Source organism: Ensifer sp. VA4 (assembly GCF_055710065.1).
The window spans coordinates 120706-136537 of record NZ_JBVQPO010000006.1; the positions used below are offsets into that span (position 1 = coordinate 120706).

Genomic DNA, 15832 nt, shown 5'->3' on the forward strand with positions numbered 1-15832 from the left:
CGGCGCTGTAGGCGCGGCCGGCGTCAAACAGTGGGGATCAGCGCATGGCGCACAGCCTGGGCAACGGCCTGCGTATTGGAGACGACATTCAGCTTGCGTCGCGCATTGGTCATGAAGAAGCGCACGGTGCGTTCGGAAATGCCGAGAATCGTGGCGATTTCCCAATAGCTCTTGCCGGCGGCGGCCCAGGTCAGAACCTCGGTTTCGCGGCCGGTGAGGCGCTCGCGCGCCGAAAACGCTCCGGGCATTGCCGCGTGCTCGAGCATTGCGGCATGGAAGAGGTTGGCCGCGAGCTGGAAATCGCGCAGATGCTGGCGCCGATAGGCCGTCCATTCGTCGGCCGACATGTTGACGTTGAGGGCAAGCAGTGCCATGCGGCCGGCAGGCGAAGGCAGCGGCAAGGCGACGCCTTCGGTCGAAAGGCCGATCTCCTGCGCCGCCTCAAACAGGGGCTCGCAATCCGGAAAGCGATGCCGCGCCATCGTCCACTCCACCGGGCGGACGCCGCCAAGTGCGAGCTTCAGGATGGGATCGATTCTGTGAAGGTTGCGCGACCGGTAGATTTCGGCCGCATAGGCGCCGAAGGTGTGATGCAGGCGGCAGATCTTGAGCTCGTCGGCGTAGGGCTCGGCTTCAAGGTACAGAAGATGAGCGATGCGGAAGGTCCGGCGCATCAGCGTAAAGAAATGAGCGGGCTCGACACAGCCCCCGCATTCCAGGATTTCCAGCATGTCGAGGACAGCCTGTTGCTCAGTCATGCCACAACACCGAATCTCGTCCGAGGTTGCAGCATGGTTAGGGGTTCACCTTTTGTCCAGCGCAAACTTACCCGTTTGGGGTATAATACCAGCTCTGCAATTTTCGGTTGCTGCTGATGGCGGCAGGCGTACGCGCGCAGAACGCGAATGGTGATTCCGCTGCAATCCCCGGGACTTGGAGCGCCGCGCGCGACGATTGCGCGACGCCTGGATATGGCATTGGGGGCGCCGGTCTGGCGCCCGGTATCCGCGAAGATCGATGGCGATCTCCGCGGCTTCATATCAGCCCGGATGGCTGGCTTCGACGACCGCAAGCGCCGCCATGTTGACGACACCGCGCGACGTGACCGAAGGCGAAAGGATGTGTGCGGGCAGCGCCGAGCCGAGCAGGATCGGGCCGACATGCAGGCTGTCGGTCATGGTCTTGACGACGCCGAGCGTGATGTTGGCGGCATCGAGATTGGGGAAGACCAGCAGGTTGGCTTCGCCCGGCAGGCTGCTGTCCGGCATGACACGCTGGCGCAGCGCTTCCGAGATCGCTGCATCGCCGTGCATTTCACCGTCGACTTCGAGGTCGGGCGCGAGTTCCCGCACGAGCTGGAGCGCCTTGCGCATCTTGGTGGCGCTCTCCGAATCGCGCGAGCCGAAGTTCGAATGCGAGACGAGGGCTGCACGCGGCGTGATGCCGAAGCGGCGGATTTCCTGTGCCGCCATGACGGTCGTCTGGGCGATCTCCTCGGCGCTCGGGCAGTAGCTCACATAAGTATCGGTGAAGAAAGTGGCGCCGCGCTGCGAAATCAGCAGGCTGAGCGCGGAGAAGTCGAGCACGCCCTCGCGCTTGCCGATGATCTGCGAAACGTCACGCATGTGGCGGGAATAGCGGCCCTCGACGCCGCAGATCAGCGCATCCGCTTCGCCGCGCTTGACGGCAAGCGCGCCGATCACGGTCGTGTTGGTGCGCACGATCGTACGGGCAGCCTCCGGGATCACGCCCAGGCGGCCGACGAGCGAGAAATAGTCCTCGACATAGTCGCGATAGCGTGGATCGCCTTCGGGGTTGACCACTTCAAAATCGACATCGGGACGGATGCGCAGGCCGTAACGGCGCAGGCGCGTCTCGATGATCTGCGGACGGCCGATCAGGATCGGGCGGGCCGTGCCTTCTTCGAGCAGGACCTGGGCGGCGCGCAGCACCCGTTCGTCTTCGCCTTCGGCAAAGATCACGCGGTTCTTGTGGGCATTCTTCGCCGCGGCGAAGACCGGCTTCATGATGAAGCCGGAGCGGAAGACGAAGCGGTTCAGCTTGTCGAGATAGGCGTCATAGTCCTGGATCGGACGGGTGGCGACGCGGCTTTCCTCGGCCGCCTTGGCGACCGCGGGCGCGATGCGCAGGATGAGGCGCTGATCGAAGGGCGAGGGGATCAGGTAATCCGGGCCGAAGACCGGGGTCTCGCCGGAATAGGCGCGGGCAGCGACATCGGACGGTTCCTCGCGGGCAAGGCCGGCGATGGCGCGGACTGCCGCCATCTTCATTTCTTCGTTGATCGTGCTCGCGCCGCAATCGAGCGCGCCGCGGAAGATGTGCGGGAAGCAGAGAACGTTGTTGACCTGGTTCGGGAAATCCGAGCGGCCGGTGCAGATCATGGCATCCGGGCGGGCGGCACGGGCAGCCTCCGGCATGATTTCCGGCGTCGGGTTGGCCAGCGCCATGATCAGCGGCTTCTCGGCCATCTGCACCAGCAGTTCCGGCTTCAGCACGCCGGCGGCGGAAAGCCCGAGGAACACGTCTGCGCCACCGATGCTGTCGGCGAGAACACGGTTGTCGCTCTCCTGTGCGTAGACGGACTTCCACTCATCCATCAGCACTTCGCGGCCCTTGTAGACGAGGCCTTCGAGGTCGTGCACCCAGATGTTCTCGCGCTTGGCGCCAAGCGTCACCAGCAGGTTGAGACAGGCGAGTGCGGCGGCACCGGCGCCCGACGTGACGATCTTCGCCGTGGCGATATCCTTGCCGGCGAGTTCGAGGCCGTTGAGGATGGCGGCTGCGACGATGATGGCGGTTCCGTGCTGGTCGTCATGGAAGACCGGGATCTGCATCTTTTCGCGCAGGCGACGCTCGACCTCGAAGCACTCGGGCGCCTTGATGTCTTCGAGGTTGATGCCGCCGAAGGTCGGTTCGAGCGCCGAGATGACATCGACCATGCGGTCGATGCTCGAGGCATCGATCTCGATGTCGAAAACGTCGATACCGGCAAACTTCTTAAAGAGAACCGCCTTGCCTTCCATGACCGGCTTCGAAGCCAGCGGCCCGATATTGCCGAGGCCGAGCACGGCGGTGCCGTTGGAGATGACGGCGACCAGGTTGGCGCGGGCGGTGAAATCCGCCGCCGTTTCCGGGTTGTCGCGGATGGCGATGCAGGGGGCGGCGACACCGGGCGAATAGGCGAGCGCCAGGTCGCGCTGGTTGCCGAGCGGCTTGGTGGGTTGGATTTCGAGCTTTCCCGGGCGAGGGTAACGGTGGAAGAAAAGCGCCTGCTGATCGATATCGCCGCTGGCCGGACCGGTTTGGGATTTCGTTTTATCGCCCGTATTCATGCTCTCACATTCCTCATTCGTGGTCGTGCCTTTTGGCATGAATTCGGAGCAAGGTACAGTTTTGCCGTGCCGATTTCGGCGGTCAGATGGGCGGCAAGACGCTCATGTCATCTTCCTGAAACACGAGTCTGGTTTTCACGGGGGCAGAAAGCGTAACTGAAGACGAGGCTGGCATGACGGCGCAGCAAGACAACTCCGTACGAAGGCTCAGGACGTTGTTCATCTCCGACGTCCATCTCGGGTCGAAGGCCGCCAAGACGGACTTCCTGCTCGATTTCCTGCGGCATCATGAAGCGGAGACGATCGTGCTCGTCGGCGACATCGTCGATGGCTGGCGGCTGAAGCGCAGCTGGTACTGGCCGCAGAACTGCAACGACGTTGTGCAGAAGCTGCTGCGAAAGGCGCGCAAAGGCGCCCGCATCGTCTATGTCCCCGGCAATCACGACGAGTTCCTGCGTGATTTTCCGGGCGTGCATTTCGGCGGCATCGAGGTGGCGCAGCGCTACCTTCACGAGGCCGCCGACGGCCGGAACTATCTGGTGCTCCACGGCGACGAGTTCGATGTCGTGGTGCGCAATGCCCGCATGCTCGCCTATCTCGGCGACTGGGCCTACGACACGGCGATCGCCATCAACATCGGCCTGGCGGCAATCCGCCGTCGCCTCGGCATGCCCTATTGGTCATTCTCCTCCTGGGCCAAGCTTCAGGTGAAGCACGCCGTCAACTTCATCGGCGAGTTCCAGAAGGTAGTTGCCGAGGAGGCGCGCCGCCACGACGCGCAGGGCGTGATCTGCGGGCACATCCACCACGCGGTCATCGAGGACATCGGCGACATCCGCTACATCAATACCGGCGACTGGGTGGAAAGCTGCACGGCGATTGCCGAGCATCATGACGGGACGATGGAACTAATCACCTGGCACCAGACGCGTGGCGGCGCCGTTGAAAGCGAAGCCTCCGGTGAAGCCGACAAGCTGCTTGCCCAATTGCTGACCCAGCGCGCCGCCTGACCGGAGTGCGACAGTCCGGCTCCTGTCGCGAAAACTAGGTTATGGCGAGGCCTGCCGGGGCTGTGCTAGAGATCGGGTACAGCCATCAGGTCAGCCGATGATTCCCACCCCAGCGCCCGCATCCGTGGGCCCTCCGCCGCGCCATTTCGCGCTTCGCATCGCCTTGCTCTTCTGCGCGCCGCTGATCGTCAACGGCTTCGCCATGCCGTATTTTCCGATGTGGCTGAGCACGCTGTCGATGACCGACTTCGAGATCGGCGTCGTTCTGGCGTTGCCGATGTTCGTGCGCGTCATCACGGCACCGATCGCGGGCGTCATCGCCGACCGCCTCGGCGAGCGGACGATCGTGCTGATCTGGTCCGGCTTCCTGTCGCTCGCGACCGCACTGGTGCTGTTCTATTTCCGCGACTTCTGGCCGGTGCTGGTCATCTACACGCTGCAATCGGCGGTCTATTCGCCCTACGTGCCGATCGTCGAGGCGATTGCGCTCTCCGGCGTCCGGCGCTGGGGCTTCGACTACGCCCATATGCGGCTCTGGGGCTCGGTCGCCTTCATCGGTGCGACGATGCTCGGCGGCTGGATGGTCGGCATTTTCGGCAGCGACATGGTGCTGCCGGCGATGGCGATCGGCTTCGGCCTCACGATCGCCATGGCCTATGCGGCGCCGCGCGTCGGCAAGCCGCGCCGGCCGTCGCCGATCACCGCGCTCACCGAGCCGCCGCCGAAGTCGCTCAAGCAGCTCGACCTGCAACTGCTGCTGATCGGGGTGACGCTGGTGAACGCCAGCCACGCGATGCTGTTCGCCTTCTCGGCGATCTATTGGCAGCAGATCGGCTACAGCGGCACCGAGATCGGCCTGCTCTGGAGCGCGGGCGTGGCGGCCGAAGTCACGATGTTCATCTTCGCCAAGGCGATCAGCCGCCGCTTCAGCGTGTGGGTGATGATCCTGTCTGGCTGTTCGCTTGCGGTGGTGCGCTGGATCATCTTCCCGATGAATCTCGGCTTCGGCGGCTATTTCATCCTTCAGTGCTTCCACGCCTTCACCTACGCGATCATGCACACCGGCATGCAGCACAAGCTCGTCGAGCGAGTGGTGGAATCCCAGGAAGCGTCCGCCCAGGGGCTCTATTTCTTCTATACCGGCATCTTCACCGCGATTTTCACGTTCCTGTCTGGCTATTTCTACGCCTGGTTCGGGGTAAGCGGTTTCTATTCGATGTCGGTCGTCGCTTTGGCCGGTTGCTGCTTCGCGGTTGCCGCCTGGTATCTTCAGCCCCAGAGACGGGGCTCCGGGGGGAAGACGAGCGAAGCCTCGTAGCGCAGGCCGGGTGTACGATCTTCGGCGAGCAGCAGCGGCCCGTCGAGGTCGACGAAGTCAGCGCCCTGAGCGACGAGGATCGCCGGCGCCATCGCCAGCGAACTGCCGACCATGCAGCCGACCATGACCTTGAGGCCGAGGGCTGCTGCCTGATCGCGCATGCGCAGCGCCTCGGTGAGGCCGCCGGTCTTGTCGAGCTTGATGTTGACCGCGTCATAGCGGCCGACGAGGCCTGCGAGGTCCTCGGTCGCGTGCACGCTTTCATCCGCGCAAATGGGGACGGGGCGGGCGATCGTCGCCAGCGCCTCGTCGCGCCCGGCCGGCAGCGGCTGCTCGATCAGGTCGATCCGTTCCTCGGCGCAGATCGCGAAGTGGTAGGCGAGCGTGTCGGGCGTCCAGCCTTCATTGGCATCGAGGATGATGCGGCTCTCGGGCGCGCCGGCCCGGACAGCGCGGATGCGCCCGGCATCATCCAGTGTACCGACCTTGACCTTGAGGAGCGCACGATGGGCGTATTTCGCCGCCTGTTCGCGCATGGCATCCGGCTCGGCGAGCGACAGCGTGTAGGCGGTCGTCAGTGCCTGAGGTGAAGAAAGTGCCGCAAGCATATGAACGGGCGTATTTTTCTGTTTCGATTCCAGATCCCAGAGCGCACAATCGACGGCGTTGCGAGCCGCGCCCGGCTTCATTTCGCGCTGGAGTTCGGCGCGCGTCAGACCGGCCTCGATGCGTGGGCGAATGTCGGCAATCTCGGCGAGAACCGAATCGATCGTTTCGCCGTAGCGGCCGTAGGGCACGCACTCGCCGGAACCGGTGTGGGCGCCGTCGCTGATTCGGCAGGTAACGACGCTTGCCGTCGTCTTGGAGCCGCGCGAGATCGTGAAGGTGCCTGCAATCGGGAAATGTTCCACTACGGCATCGAGGGAAAGTGACATGAAAGCGTCTCCGGCGCGCAATCTGAGGGTCCGACATAGCCGCCAACCGAACGTGCGGGTGACAGCTACGGTGCGAGCCGTTATGACGGTGTAAGGATTTACGAATCTTTACAGCGCCGCGCGCCGGTCGGACACGCAAAGGTCGCTGTAACACTTTAGGTCCGCTGCATAATTTTGTCCTCAAATCGATTCCGGTTTAAGGAATTATGCAGTCGCAATTCAGGAAACCCGGAGCCACGTGTCGCCATCCGCCCGCAAGCTTACCGCCGACGTTGCGCTGGCCGAAAGTGCCGGCGGGCGAAGCTATGTCTTCACCGGCGCCTGGCGGCATGAAACCGCCGAGGCGATGGCAGCGAAGCTCGACGGTCTTGCAAGCAAAGGCGATGGGGCCGCCCAGTTCGATCTCTCCGGCGTGACGGCAATGGACACGGCCGGTGCGTGGATCATCCGGCGGTTCATGACCCGTATCGCTGGTCCGTCCCGGGATGACATCCATTTCGCCGACGGCGGACAACGCTATGTCGAGCTGATCGATGCCTTGCCGGCGGAATTGCGCGCGCCCGAGAAAGGCAGCGAGCGGCTGCCGTTGTTCCAACGCATTTTCGCTCCGGTCGGCGAGGTGATGGTTGCGACCTGGGACGACGTCGTCGCGGCGATGTACATCCTCGGTTCCGCGGTACGTGGCGCCCAGCTCAAGCTTGGGCGACACAGCGGCGTCTCGCCGGCGGCGATCGTTCATCAGATCGACCGGATGGGCGTGATGGCGGTGCCGATCATCACGCTGATGTCGTTCCTGATCGGTGCGATCATTGCGCAGCAGGGGGCGTTCCAGCTCCGCTACTTCGGCGCGGAAGTCTTCGTCGTCGATCTCGTCGGTATCCTGCAATTGCGCGAGATCGGTGTACTCCTGACGGCGATCATGATCGCCGGTCGCTCCGGCAGCGCCATCACCGCCGAAATCGGCTCGATGAAGATGCGCGAGGAAGTGGACGCGCTGAAGGTGATGGGACTGAGCCCGATCGGCGTTCTCGTCTTTCCGCGCCTCGTCGCGCTGACCGTGGCGCTGCCGCTGCTGACGATCATCGCGAATTTCGCCGCCTTGATCGGCGCCGCGCTCGTCGCCTGGGGCTATTCGGGGATCACGATCCCGACCTTCCTTGCGCGCCTGCAGGAGGCGATCGACTTTTCCTCTGTCGCCGCCGGCATGATCAAGGCACCGTTCATGGCGCTGATCATCGGCGTGGTGGCGGCGGTCGAGGGGCTGAAGGTCGGCGGCAGTGCCGAATCGCTCGGACGTCACGTGACCTCTTCGGTGGTCAAATCGATCTTCGTCGTGATTCTGATCGACGGGCTCTTCGCCATGTTCTACGCGGCAATCGATTTCTGAGGCGAGGAACAGCGTGAGCGCAATCGAGAAGCGACATGAGGAAGATCAGGCAACGGAGGCGAACGGTCGCGAGTCCGTGCTTTCCGTCCGTGACCTGACGGTGGGCTTCGGTTCGAACATCGTGCTCGACAAGCTGAACCTCGAAATCTACCGCGGCGAGATCCTCGGTTTCGTCGGTGCTTCCGGCACGGGCAAGTCGGTGCTGATGCGCACCGTGCTGAGGCTGCTGGCGAAACGAGCCGGCAAGATCGAGATCCTGGGCGCGGATTACGACAAGATCACCGAAACCGAGCGCATAGCGCTCGACATGCGCCTCGGCGTTCTCTTCCAGCATGGCGCGCTCTTTTCGGCGCTGACGGTGCGCGAGAACATCCAGGTGCCGATGCGGGAATATCTCGACCTGCCGCAAAGGCTGATGGACGAACTGGCGCGGGTGAAGATCGAGCTCGTGGGCCTGGCACCGGAAGCGGCGGAAAAATACCCCTCCGAGCTTTCGGGCGGCATGATCAAGCGCGCCGCCCTGGCCCGGGCGCTGGCGCTCGATCCCGACCTGGTTTTCCTTGACGAGCCGACCTCAGGCCTCGACCCGATCGGGGCTGCGGAGTTCGACGAGTTGATCGCCAAGCTGCGCGACACGCTGGGATTGACCGTGTATATGGTGACTCACGACCTCGATAGCCTCTTTTCCGTCTGTGACCGCATTGCGGTTCTCGGCAAGAAACGGGTTCTGGTCGAGGGGACCGTCGAAGACATGCTGGCCTGCGATGATCCCTGGGTGCAGTCCTATTTCCGCGGCAAACGGGCTCGATCGATCGTGCGCCACGATCAATGACCGGAGCATGCCGCGCCCGAGCGAATGGCTTGATGCGGAACATGCGCCTGAAACGAAGTGCTGGAGCGTCCTTCGTGCGTCATTGAACGCACGGCGCTCGAAATGAATGCGGTTTTGGCGCCAAGGCGTCGAGATCGGAGGAAGAGCCGGTGAAGCGGCCACGAAGGTAGTCGGTACGAATGGAAACGAAAGCGAACTACGCCATTGTCGGTTTCTTCACGGTGTTCGTGATCGCGGCCGCCTTCGGCTTCGTCTACTGGATGTCGCAGTACGGGCGCAGTGGCGAGATGGTCGAACTGGTGGTCAACATTCCGGGTTCCGCGAACGGCCTCTCCGTCGGCTCGCCGGTGCGCTTCAACGGCATTGCCGTCGGTACGGTGCGCAATCTTGCGATCGACGCCAATGATCCGCGCTATTCGATTGCCGTTACCGAAGTTTCGGTCGATGCGCCGGTGATGAGATCGACCAAGGCGACGCTGGAAGTGCAGGGGCTGACGGGCGCCGCCTATATCGAACTCAGCGGCGGCCGCAAGGGCGACGAGAACATCCTGAAGACGGCGATCGAAAAGGGCACGCAGGCGCGCATCCTTGCGGATCAGTCGAGCGTCACCAGCCTGCTGGCGACCGCCGACCAGATCATGGACCGGGCCAACAATGCGATCACCGACATCCAGGGCTTCGTGACCGACGTGCGCGGCCCGCTGACGAAAACGATCCGCAATGCGGAGACGTTTTCGACGGCGCTCGCCAACAATTCCGGCGCGATCGATGACTTCCTGCAGAGCGTGACGGAACTCTCCGGCTCGGTGAGTGCCGCTTCGAAGAAACTCGATTCGACCTTGGCGTCCGCCGAGTCCCTGGTGAAGTCCGTCGATCCGGCGAAGATCGATCACATCGTCTCCAACGTCGAGCAGATCAGCAACGATCTGAAGGCGGCCTCAGGCGGCGTATCCGAAACGATCGCCGCCTTCCGGCGCACGGTCGAAACCTACGATCAGTTCGGCAAGAACGCCCAGAAGACGCTGGAGCGGGTCGATACGCTGGTGGCCTCGGTGGACAAGAACAAGGTCGAACTCGTCGTCAACGACATCACCGCAGCGACGGCCGATGCTCGCAGGACCGTCGCCGACATCTCGCAGTTCGCGTCGAAGATTACCGCGCGGCAGGCCGACATCGACCGCACGATCACCAACGTCACAGAGCTCGCGAGCAAGCTCAACAACGCCTCCAATCGCGTCGACAGCATTCTCGTCAAGGTCGATGGTTTCCTCGGCGATGCGGATGCGCCTTCGCTTTCGGCCGAAGCGCGCGCGACGCTCGAATCCTTCCGCAAGGTTGCCAACAATCTCAACGCGCAGATCGGGCCGATCGCCGAAAACCTTCGGCGCTTCTCGGGCTCGGGCTTGCGCGATGTCGAGGCGCTCGTCACCGATACGCGGCGCACGGTCCAGAGCCTGGAAAACACGATCTCTACCTTCGACAAGGACCCGCAGCGTCTTCTTTTTGGCGGCGAAACAGTAAAACAATATGATGGCCGCACGCGGCGCTGAGTCGGGGCGGCAGGAGCGGTGTGGGGCCAGGCGGCGTGCTTTCGATCAAGGGCGCGCCAAGGTGTGTGGGACAAAGGTATTGGCAGTATGAATTTTCCGGGGCTGGTTGGTATGCGAGTAGCGGGAGCGCGGCGCTCCGCCCTGATTTTCATGCTGGCAGCCGGACTTGCCGGATGCGGCACGCGTGCCGCCGTCAACGACACTTTCAGCCTTTCGGCTTCGCCCGTTGTCGAAGGACGCGCGTCAACCGGCAAGCAGATCCTCGTGCCGGAGCCGACGGCGCTGAAGGCGCTCGACGGCGACCAGATCGTCGTCCGTCTGTCCGCTTCCGAGCTGCAATATCTCTCCAAGGCACAATGGAGCGACCGGCTGCCGAAGCTGGTGCAGGCGAAGCTCGTGCAAGCCTTCGAAGACACCGGCAAGATCGGCGGCGTCGGCAAGCCGGGCCAGGGGCTGGCGATCGACTATCAGATCATCACCGAAATCCGCGCCTTCGAGGTTTCGACGGAGGGTGCCGATACGGCCGTCGTGGAAATCTTCGCGAAAATCCTCAACGACCGCAACGGCACGGTGCGGGCGCAAAAGGCGTTTCGCGCCACGGCCGGCGTCAAGGGCGCAGGCAATCCGGCCTTCATCAAGGCGATCGACCAGGCCTTTGCCGGCGTTTCCGCCGAGATCGTCAGCTGGACGCTGGGTACTATCTGACGCCTTCTATTCCACGCCGGCCGTCTCGATCCGGTTGATCACTTCCGCAACGCCTTGCATGCGCCTTGCCGCCTCTTCGGCGCGGGCAATTTCGGCCGCGGTTGCCACGAATCCAGCGAGTATGATCGTGTTGCCCTTGGCGGTCACCGTGATGTCGGCGGCATCGAGACCGGGTGCCACCGCCAGAAAATGGGCAACGCGGCGCTCCAGCTCCGCCGGGTTGTCCGCAGCCTGCCGTTCCGGCTCGTCGCCGAAGAATGTTCGCTTCTTGAAGATCATCGCATCCACCTTGCTCAACGCAGGGGAAACGTCGGATGTCACGCTTTGTTCGCCTGTTTCATCCGAAACAGCGGGAAATTTTCAGCCGTGCCATGTGTCTCTGCAAGCGACGGGATCTGTCGCGGTCACGAACGGCAGGCAGGGGACGCATTCGATGCGCGGCTCTTTTTTCGCCACGGCTCTGGCGATAGCGATGACACTTGCCTTGCGCATGCCGGCCCAGGCCGAAAACTACAGCTATGGCGCCAAGCAGAGCTGCGTCGTCAAAACCGTGAAGACCTACGGCGCCTATGGCAGGGTCATCCTGAAGAAGATGCGGATCTGCAGTTAGCGCGGCGAGAGCCGATCGCGCGTGGCGAACCGCTCTCAAATCTTGCCTTTACGGCCAGCGCACTACAGGCGGCAGAGACGACAGGATCGACTCGACGTTGCCGCCGGTTTTCAGGCCGAAGATGGTGCCGCGGTCGTAGAGCAGGTTGAACTCGACATAGCGACCGCGCCGCACGAGCTGCTCGTCCCGGTCTTCTTCGGTCCAGGGCATGTTGAAGTTGGTGCGGACGATCTTGGGGTAGACGAGGGCAAAGGCCTTGCCGACGTCGCGGGTGAAGGCAAAGTCCGCATCCCAGCCGCCCTGTTCCTCCGACGAATGCAGCCAGTCGTAGAAGATGCCGCCGGTGCCTCGCGGCTCGTTGCGATGCGGCAGGAAGAAGTAATCGTCGCACCACTTCTTGAACTTGGCGTGGTCGGCGACCTGATGACGGCTGCAGGTGATTTCCATGGCGCGATGGAAGAGTTGGGTGTCCGCGTCGGTCATGACGCGGCGGCGGTCGAGCACCGGCGTCAGGTCGGCACCGCCGCCAAACCAGTTGCTCGTCGTCACCACCATGCGCGTGTTCATATGCACGGCGGGCACGTTGGGGTTCACGGGATGGGCGATCAGCGAAATGCCCGATGCCCAGAAGCGAGGATCCTCCGCAGCACCCGGGATCTGGTTGCGGAATTCAGGCGAGAACTCGCCATAGACGGTCGAGGTGTGAACCCCGACCTTTTCGAAGACGCGGCCCTCCATCATCGACATGCGGCCGCCGCCGCCCTTGCCTTCGTCGCGGCTCCAGTCCTTGGCGACGAAACGCCCGGGCGCTTGATCGGAGAGAGGACCGGTCAGTTCATCCTCGATCGCCTCGAAGGCAGCGCAGATGGTGTCGCGCAGCCCTTCGAACCAGGCACGCGCCTCCGCCTTCTTCTTTTCGATATCTGCAGGGAGGCCTGGGGGGAGTTGCGGTCGTTCCATGGAAAATTGCGTCCTGTTGGCGGGTTTCCCGATGAAATTCCGCCGATTCGATTGAAGTCGCCACAGTTCATACTTTCGCGCCGATGGCAACGCCGGTCCAGCGCCTCGGGCGGTCTGTCGCACCACGGCGCCGTGAGTCTGCCAGGACGTGCGAGGGCCGCCATCACGGTCAAGATTGGTGCACGTGTCGGTGCCAATCTATGGAATACATGCAGCGACAGTTTGGCTGTACGACGAAGGCCGCCGCCGAACAAAGCTCTGGCAAAGCTCAAGCGCCGTCACTATCTTAGCGCTTAGAGGTATAGCCCATGGCAAGAATACCTGCAGGCCCGCCGCTCGATGGTTTGCGACGGCAGATCGCCCGGCATCGCCGGGACAATCCGACACGAGGCGATAGCCTTTTCGTGCGGGAGACCTTTCGGCTCAATCGCAGCGCTGCCCGAGCGAAGGCACGGGAATGGTTCGATACCTGGCCGAAGGCCGCCTATTGGACCGAGGTCGAAAGCTGGCGGCAGCTCGAGGGCGACGAGATCGAGTTTACCATGCGCCGCCTGCCGTCTGCGGATTAGCCGGGTTCGGCCCCGCTCTCAACCGTGGCCGTCTTCATCCATCAGGCGTGGTCCGGCGCCTTCCATCGACAGCACGTCGTGCGGGTTGCGCAGCGGGCATTCATGCAGCGACAGGCAGCCGCAGCCGATGCAGCCCGTCAGGTGATCGCGCAGGGCCATCAGGCTGGCAATGCGTTCGTTCAGCTGTTCGCGCCAATTTTCGGACAATCTGCCCCAATCTTCCACCGTCAGCGGACGATCGTCCGGTAGAACCGACAAGGCGTCCTGGATCTCCGACAGGGGGATGCCGGTGCGCTGCGCCACCTTGATCACCGCGACGCGCCGGAGCACGCTGCGCGGATAACGGCGCTGATTGCCGCGGGTGCGGTTGCTGCGGATCAGGCCCTTGGCCTCGTAGAAATGCAAGGTGGAGACGGCGACGCCGCTGCGTTCCGCCACTTCGCCGACCGTCAGTTCGCGGCGCAATTCGCTGCTCTTCACAATTGTCATGATGGCTATTGACCTAAACTATTGTTGAGGTTTTATAGCATTGGCTCCATGATCCAGACAACAGGAGCCAGACCCCATGACTGAGAAAATGACCCTCGCCGTGATCTATGGCAGTGCGCGCCAGGGTCGCTTCTGCGATACGGTCGCCAACTGGCTGATCCGCGAGCTTTCGGATTCCGAGACCTTTAGCCTGACGATCATCGACCCGGCGCGGTTGAGAACCTCGCGCGGCCTGGGTGCCGCGGTCAATCCGGGCGAGTGGCTCGAACGCAAGATCGCCGAGGCTGACGCCTTCATCATCGTCACCCCCGAATACAATCACGGTTACCCGGCTGCGCTGAAGGAGCTGATCGATTCGGTCTACGAGCCCTGGCACGCCAAGCCGGTCTCCTTCGTCTCCTATGGCGGGGCCTCGGGTGGCATTCGCGCCGTCGAGCAGTTGCGCCAGGTTTTCGGCGAGTTGCATACGGTGACGCTGCGCGATGGGATCGCGCTCGCCAAGGCCTGGTCGAAGTTCGACGCCGCCGGCAACCTCTACAAGCCCGAGGAACTGCGCGCGCCGCTGTTCCTGATGATGGACCGGCTGACCTGGTGGGCGCGTGTTCTGAAACAGGCGCGCAAGCGCGCACCGTACAACGAAGTGGCGGCGTAATGCGCCGATCATCCACGGTGGGAGGTACCGCTTCAGCGGCGCCCGCCGGACGCCGATAGCCAGGGAGGCAGCGATGCTTACGCCGTCAGGCTGGAGAGACCTGCCGGATCGCTTCGCCGGCAATCATCGCCGCGGAGATCGCGATGTTCAGCGAGCGCTGGCCCTCGGCCATCGGAATGAGCACGCGGCCGTCGGCACACTCGTGCACGTGGTCCGGCACGCCGGCGCTTTCCCGGCCAAAGAGCAGGATGTCGTCGGGACGGAACGCGAAGCGCGTATAGGGCAGGGCGGCCTTGGTCGAGGCAAGCACGAGCCTTCGGCCGCTTTCCGCTCGCCACGCCTCGAACCGCTCCCAGTTGACATGGCGGGTGAGTGCGACCGAAGCGATATAGTCCATTCCGGCGCGCTTCAGGTTTCGATCGGAAAGGTCGAAACCGGCCGGCTCGATCACGTCGACGGAAAGCCCAAGGCAGGCGGCGAGACGCAGGATCGTGCCGGTATTGCCGGGAATGTCGGGCTGGTAGAGGGCGATGCGCAGATTGCTCACGTCAAGTCACTCGTTTTCGGGGGCATCGTGCCGCGCATCAAACTCCGCAGCCAGGATGCCCATCATGATGTCGTCGTGCCATTCACCGTCGATCAGCGCCGACTCGCGTTCGCGACCCTCGATCGAGAATCCGGACTTGAGATAGGCGGCGATCGCCCGCTCGTTGAAGGCGAGAACCCTCAGCGAGACCCGATGAAGGGCAAGTTCATCGAAGGCATAGGCCAATACCCGCTTGGTGACCGCAGTGCCAAGACCCTTGCCAAGGCGCCCCGGATCGAAAATGGCGATGGCGAAGCTCGCGCGTCGATCAGCGTGATTGATGTTGTCGAGCCTGACTTCACCGACAAGGCCGTCCTGGTCGATGATCCAGGCGGCCGGGTGTGCCGCGATCCGTGCGATCCAGGCGGCTGCTTCGCCGTGACCGAAGAGGCCGGGGAACGACCTGCCCGCACCGAACATCCGGTAGATTTCCGGATCGCGGCCGAGCCTCAGGCGCGCATCCACATCACCGTCACGAGGGCGCCGAAGCACAAAGCCGACACCTTGAAGGTCAGGAGGCGTATCCGATGAAGCGTTCATCCCTGTTCTCCGCTGCGAAAGGTCCGCCACTGCTTGCTTTTGCGGTCGCTGATTTTGCCGGCGCTAATCTGTGCCGAAACGGCAACAGATACGCGAACGATGAAATATTGTGCAAGAAACAGCCTGCGACAATCTGGCATGCCGGCGCGAATAGGGGTAGAGATCAAGCCTCTTCAACGCGAACCGACGGAGGCAAACATGAATGTCTTGATGTTGACACGCCTTCCAGGAGTAGTGGGCCACCGTTTGGCCTGACCGGTTCCGCGACCTATCTTTTGCGAGATCGACGCGCTTCCGGGACTCCGGAAGACGAGGCCCTCTTTCGGGCTGCATTTC

17 protein-coding genes are annotated in these 15832 nt (G+C 63.1%); 9 read left to right on the plus strand and 8 right to left on the minus strand.

The window, feature by feature from the left end:
* Positions 1-23 precede the first annotated feature (23 nt).
* Together AC0C6X_RS12015 and AC0C6X_RS12020 are read right to left on the minus strand one after the other, a co-directional pair.
* Positions 24-758: a helix-turn-helix transcriptional regulator gene (locus AC0C6X_RS12015; RefSeq protein WP_173516675.1), complete on the minus strand. Its 735-nt coding sequence runs from the start codon at positions 756-758 to the stop codon at positions 24-26.
* Positions 759-1040: 282 nt separating this feature from the next.
* On the minus strand, positions 1041-3353 hold the full coding sequence (locus AC0C6X_RS12020) for an NADP-dependent malic enzyme (protein ID WP_472953300.1): 2313 nt from the start codon (positions 3351-3353) through the stop codon (positions 1041-1043).
* Positions 3354-3526: 173 nt separating this feature from the next.
* Here AC0C6X_RS12020 and AC0C6X_RS12025 point away from each other — a divergent pair, with 173 nt between their 5' ends.
* Positions 3527-4363, plus strand: coding sequence for a UDP-2,3-diacylglucosamine diphosphatase (locus AC0C6X_RS12025; RefSeq protein WP_472953302.1), 837 nt, complete (start codon positions 3527-3529; stop codon positions 4361-4363).
* A 97-nt stretch (positions 4364-4460) separates the two neighbouring features.
* Positions 4461-5681: an MFS transporter gene (locus tag AC0C6X_RS12030; protein WP_472953305.1), complete on the plus strand. Its 1221-nt coding sequence runs from the start codon at positions 4461-4463 to the stop codon at positions 5679-5681.
* Here AC0C6X_RS12030 and dgcA read toward each other — a convergent pair.
* Complete coding sequence (gene dgcA, locus AC0C6X_RS12035) at positions 5633-6616, minus strand: N-acetyl-D-Glu racemase DgcA (RefSeq protein ID WP_472953307.1); 984 nt, start codon at positions 6614-6616, stop codon at positions 5633-5635. The two genes, AC0C6X_RS12030 and dgcA, sit on opposite strands and share 49 nt — an antisense overlap.
* A gap of 238 nt (positions 6617-6854) precedes the next feature.
* Here dgcA and AC0C6X_RS12040 point away from each other — a divergent pair, with 238 nt between their 5' ends.
* The 4 genes from AC0C6X_RS12040 to AC0C6X_RS12055 all read left to right on the plus strand — a co-directional run bounded on the left by AC0C6X_RS12040 (position 6855) and on the right by AC0C6X_RS12055 (position 11090).
* Complete coding sequence (locus AC0C6X_RS12040; RefSeq protein ID WP_173516670.1) at positions 6855-8003, plus strand: ABC transporter permease; 1149 nt, start codon at positions 6855-6857, stop codon at positions 8001-8003.
* Positions 8004-8025: 22 nt separating this feature from the next.
* On the plus strand, positions 8026-8835 hold the full coding sequence (locus AC0C6X_RS12045; RefSeq protein WP_472953522.1) for an ABC transporter ATP-binding protein: 810 nt from the start codon (positions 8026-8028) through the stop codon (positions 8833-8835).
* Positions 8836-9014: 179 nt separating this feature from the next.
* Positions 9015-10385 carry an MlaD family protein gene (locus AC0C6X_RS12050; RefSeq protein WP_472953311.1) on the plus strand — a complete coding sequence of 457 codons (1371 nt, stop codon included), beginning with the start codon at positions 9015-9017 and terminating at the stop codon, positions 10383-10385.
* 87 nt (positions 10386-10472) lie between these two features.
* On the plus strand, positions 10473-11090 hold the full coding sequence (locus tag AC0C6X_RS12055; RefSeq protein ID WP_173516668.1) for an ABC-type transport auxiliary lipoprotein family protein: 618 nt from the start codon (positions 10473-10475) through the stop codon (positions 11088-11090).
* A 6-nt stretch (positions 11091-11096) separates the two neighbouring features.
* On the opposite strand, the gene AC0C6X_RS12060 is transcribed toward AC0C6X_RS12055, so the two are convergent.
* The gene (locus AC0C6X_RS12060) at positions 11097-11369 is read right to left on the minus strand and encodes a BON domain-containing protein (protein ID WP_173518139.1); all 273 of its coding nucleotides are present in this window, start codon (positions 11367-11369) and stop codon (positions 11097-11099) included.
* A gap of 193 nt (positions 11370-11562) precedes the next feature.
* Between AC0C6X_RS12060 and AC0C6X_RS12065 the strand changes: the two genes are divergently transcribed.
* Positions 11563-11700 (plus strand): hypothetical protein, encoded by a 138-nt coding sequence (locus AC0C6X_RS12065; protein WP_472953314.1) that lies wholly within the window; start codon positions 11563-11565, stop codon positions 11698-11700.
* Positions 11701-11748: 48 nt separating this feature from the next.
* Here AC0C6X_RS12065 and hemF read toward each other — a convergent pair whose 3' ends face one another.
* The gene (gene hemF, locus AC0C6X_RS12070) at positions 11749-12660 is read right to left on the minus strand and encodes an oxygen-dependent coproporphyrinogen oxidase (protein ID WP_472953316.1); all 912 of its coding nucleotides are present in this window, start codon (positions 12658-12660) and stop codon (positions 11749-11751) included.
* A gap of 308 nt (positions 12661-12968) precedes the next feature.
* Between hemF and AC0C6X_RS12075 the strand changes: the two genes are divergently transcribed.
* A complete protein-coding gene (locus tag AC0C6X_RS12075; RefSeq protein ID WP_173516665.1) occupies positions 12969-13229 on the plus strand; it encodes a hypothetical protein in 261 nt (86 codons plus the stop codon).
* Between the two features lie 18 nt (positions 13230-13247).
* On the opposite strand, the gene soxR is transcribed toward AC0C6X_RS12075, so the two are convergent.
* The gene (gene soxR, locus AC0C6X_RS12080; RefSeq protein ID WP_472953319.1) at positions 13248-13718 is read right to left on the minus strand and encodes a redox-sensitive transcriptional activator SoxR; all 471 of its coding nucleotides are present in this window, start codon (positions 13716-13718) and stop codon (positions 13248-13250) included.
* A gap of 76 nt (positions 13719-13794) precedes the next feature.
* Here soxR and AC0C6X_RS12085 point away from each other — a divergent pair, with 76 nt between their 5' ends.
* On the plus strand, positions 13795-14370 hold the full coding sequence (locus AC0C6X_RS12085; RefSeq protein WP_173516663.1) for an NADPH-dependent FMN reductase: 576 nt from the start codon (positions 13795-13797) through the stop codon (positions 14368-14370).
* Positions 14371-14455: 85 nt separating this feature from the next.
* Here the strand turns inward: AC0C6X_RS12085 and AC0C6X_RS12090 are convergent, their stop codons facing one another.
* Both AC0C6X_RS12090 and AC0C6X_RS12095 read right to left on the minus strand, forming a co-directional pair.
* Complete coding sequence (locus AC0C6X_RS12090; RefSeq protein WP_173516662.1) at positions 14456-14917, minus strand: tRNA (cytidine(34)-2'-O)-methyltransferase; 462 nt, start codon at positions 14915-14917, stop codon at positions 14456-14458.
* A gap of 6 nt (positions 14918-14923) precedes the next feature.
* Entirely contained in the window at positions 14924-15496 is a 573-nt protein-coding gene (locus AC0C6X_RS12095) for a GNAT family N-acetyltransferase (RefSeq protein ID WP_472953322.1), read from the minus strand.
* Positions 15497-15832 lie beyond the last annotated feature (336 nt).

Coding starts and splice junctions, on each gene's coding strand:
- AC0C6X_RS12015 (WP_173516675.1), bottom strand. CDS start 758: ATGACTGAGCAACAGGCTGTCCTCGACATGCTGGAAATCCTGGAATGC.
- AC0C6X_RS12020 (WP_472953300.1), bottom strand. CDS start 3,353: ATGAATACGGGCGATAAAACGAAATCCCAAACCGGTCCGGCCAGCGGC.
- AC0C6X_RS12025 (WP_472953302.1), top strand. CDS start 3,527: ATGACGGCGCAGCAAGACAACTCCGTACGAAGGCTCAGGACGTTGTTC.
- AC0C6X_RS12030 (WP_472953305.1), top strand. CDS start 4,461: ATGATTCCCACCCCAGCGCCCGCATCCGTGGGCCCTCCGCCGCGCCAT.
- dgcA (WP_472953307.1), bottom strand. CDS start 6,616: ATGTCACTTTCCCTCGATGCCGTAGTGGAACATTTCCCGATTGCAGGC.
- AC0C6X_RS12050 (WP_472953311.1), top strand. CDS start 9,015: ATGGAAACGAAAGCGAACTACGCCATTGTCGGTTTCTTCACGGTGTTC.
- AC0C6X_RS12055 (WP_173516668.1), top strand. CDS start 10,473: ATGAATTTTCCGGGGCTGGTTGGTATGCGAGTAGCGGGAGCGCGGCGC.
- AC0C6X_RS12060 (WP_173518139.1), bottom strand. CDS start 11,369: ATGATCTTCAAGAAGCGAACATTCTTCGGCGACGAGCCGGAACGGCAG.
- AC0C6X_RS12065 (WP_472953314.1), top strand. CDS start 11,563: ATGACACTTGCCTTGCGCATGCCGGCCCAGGCCGAAAACTACAGCTAT.
- hemF (WP_472953316.1), bottom strand. CDS start 12,660: ATGGAACGACCGCAACTCCCCCCAGGCCTCCCTGCAGATATCGAAAAG.
- AC0C6X_RS12075 (WP_173516665.1), top strand. CDS start 12,969: ATGGCAAGAATACCTGCAGGCCCGCCGCTCGATGGTTTGCGACGGCAG.
- soxR (WP_472953319.1), bottom strand. CDS start 13,718: ATGACAATTGTGAAGAGCAGCGAATTGCGCCGCGAACTGACGGTCGGC.
- AC0C6X_RS12085 (WP_173516663.1), top strand. CDS start 13,795: ATGACTGAGAAAATGACCCTCGCCGTGATCTATGGCAGTGCGCGCCAG.
- AC0C6X_RS12095 (WP_472953322.1), bottom strand. CDS start 15,496: ATGAACGCTTCATCGGATACGCCTCCTGACCTTCAAGGTGTCGGCTTT.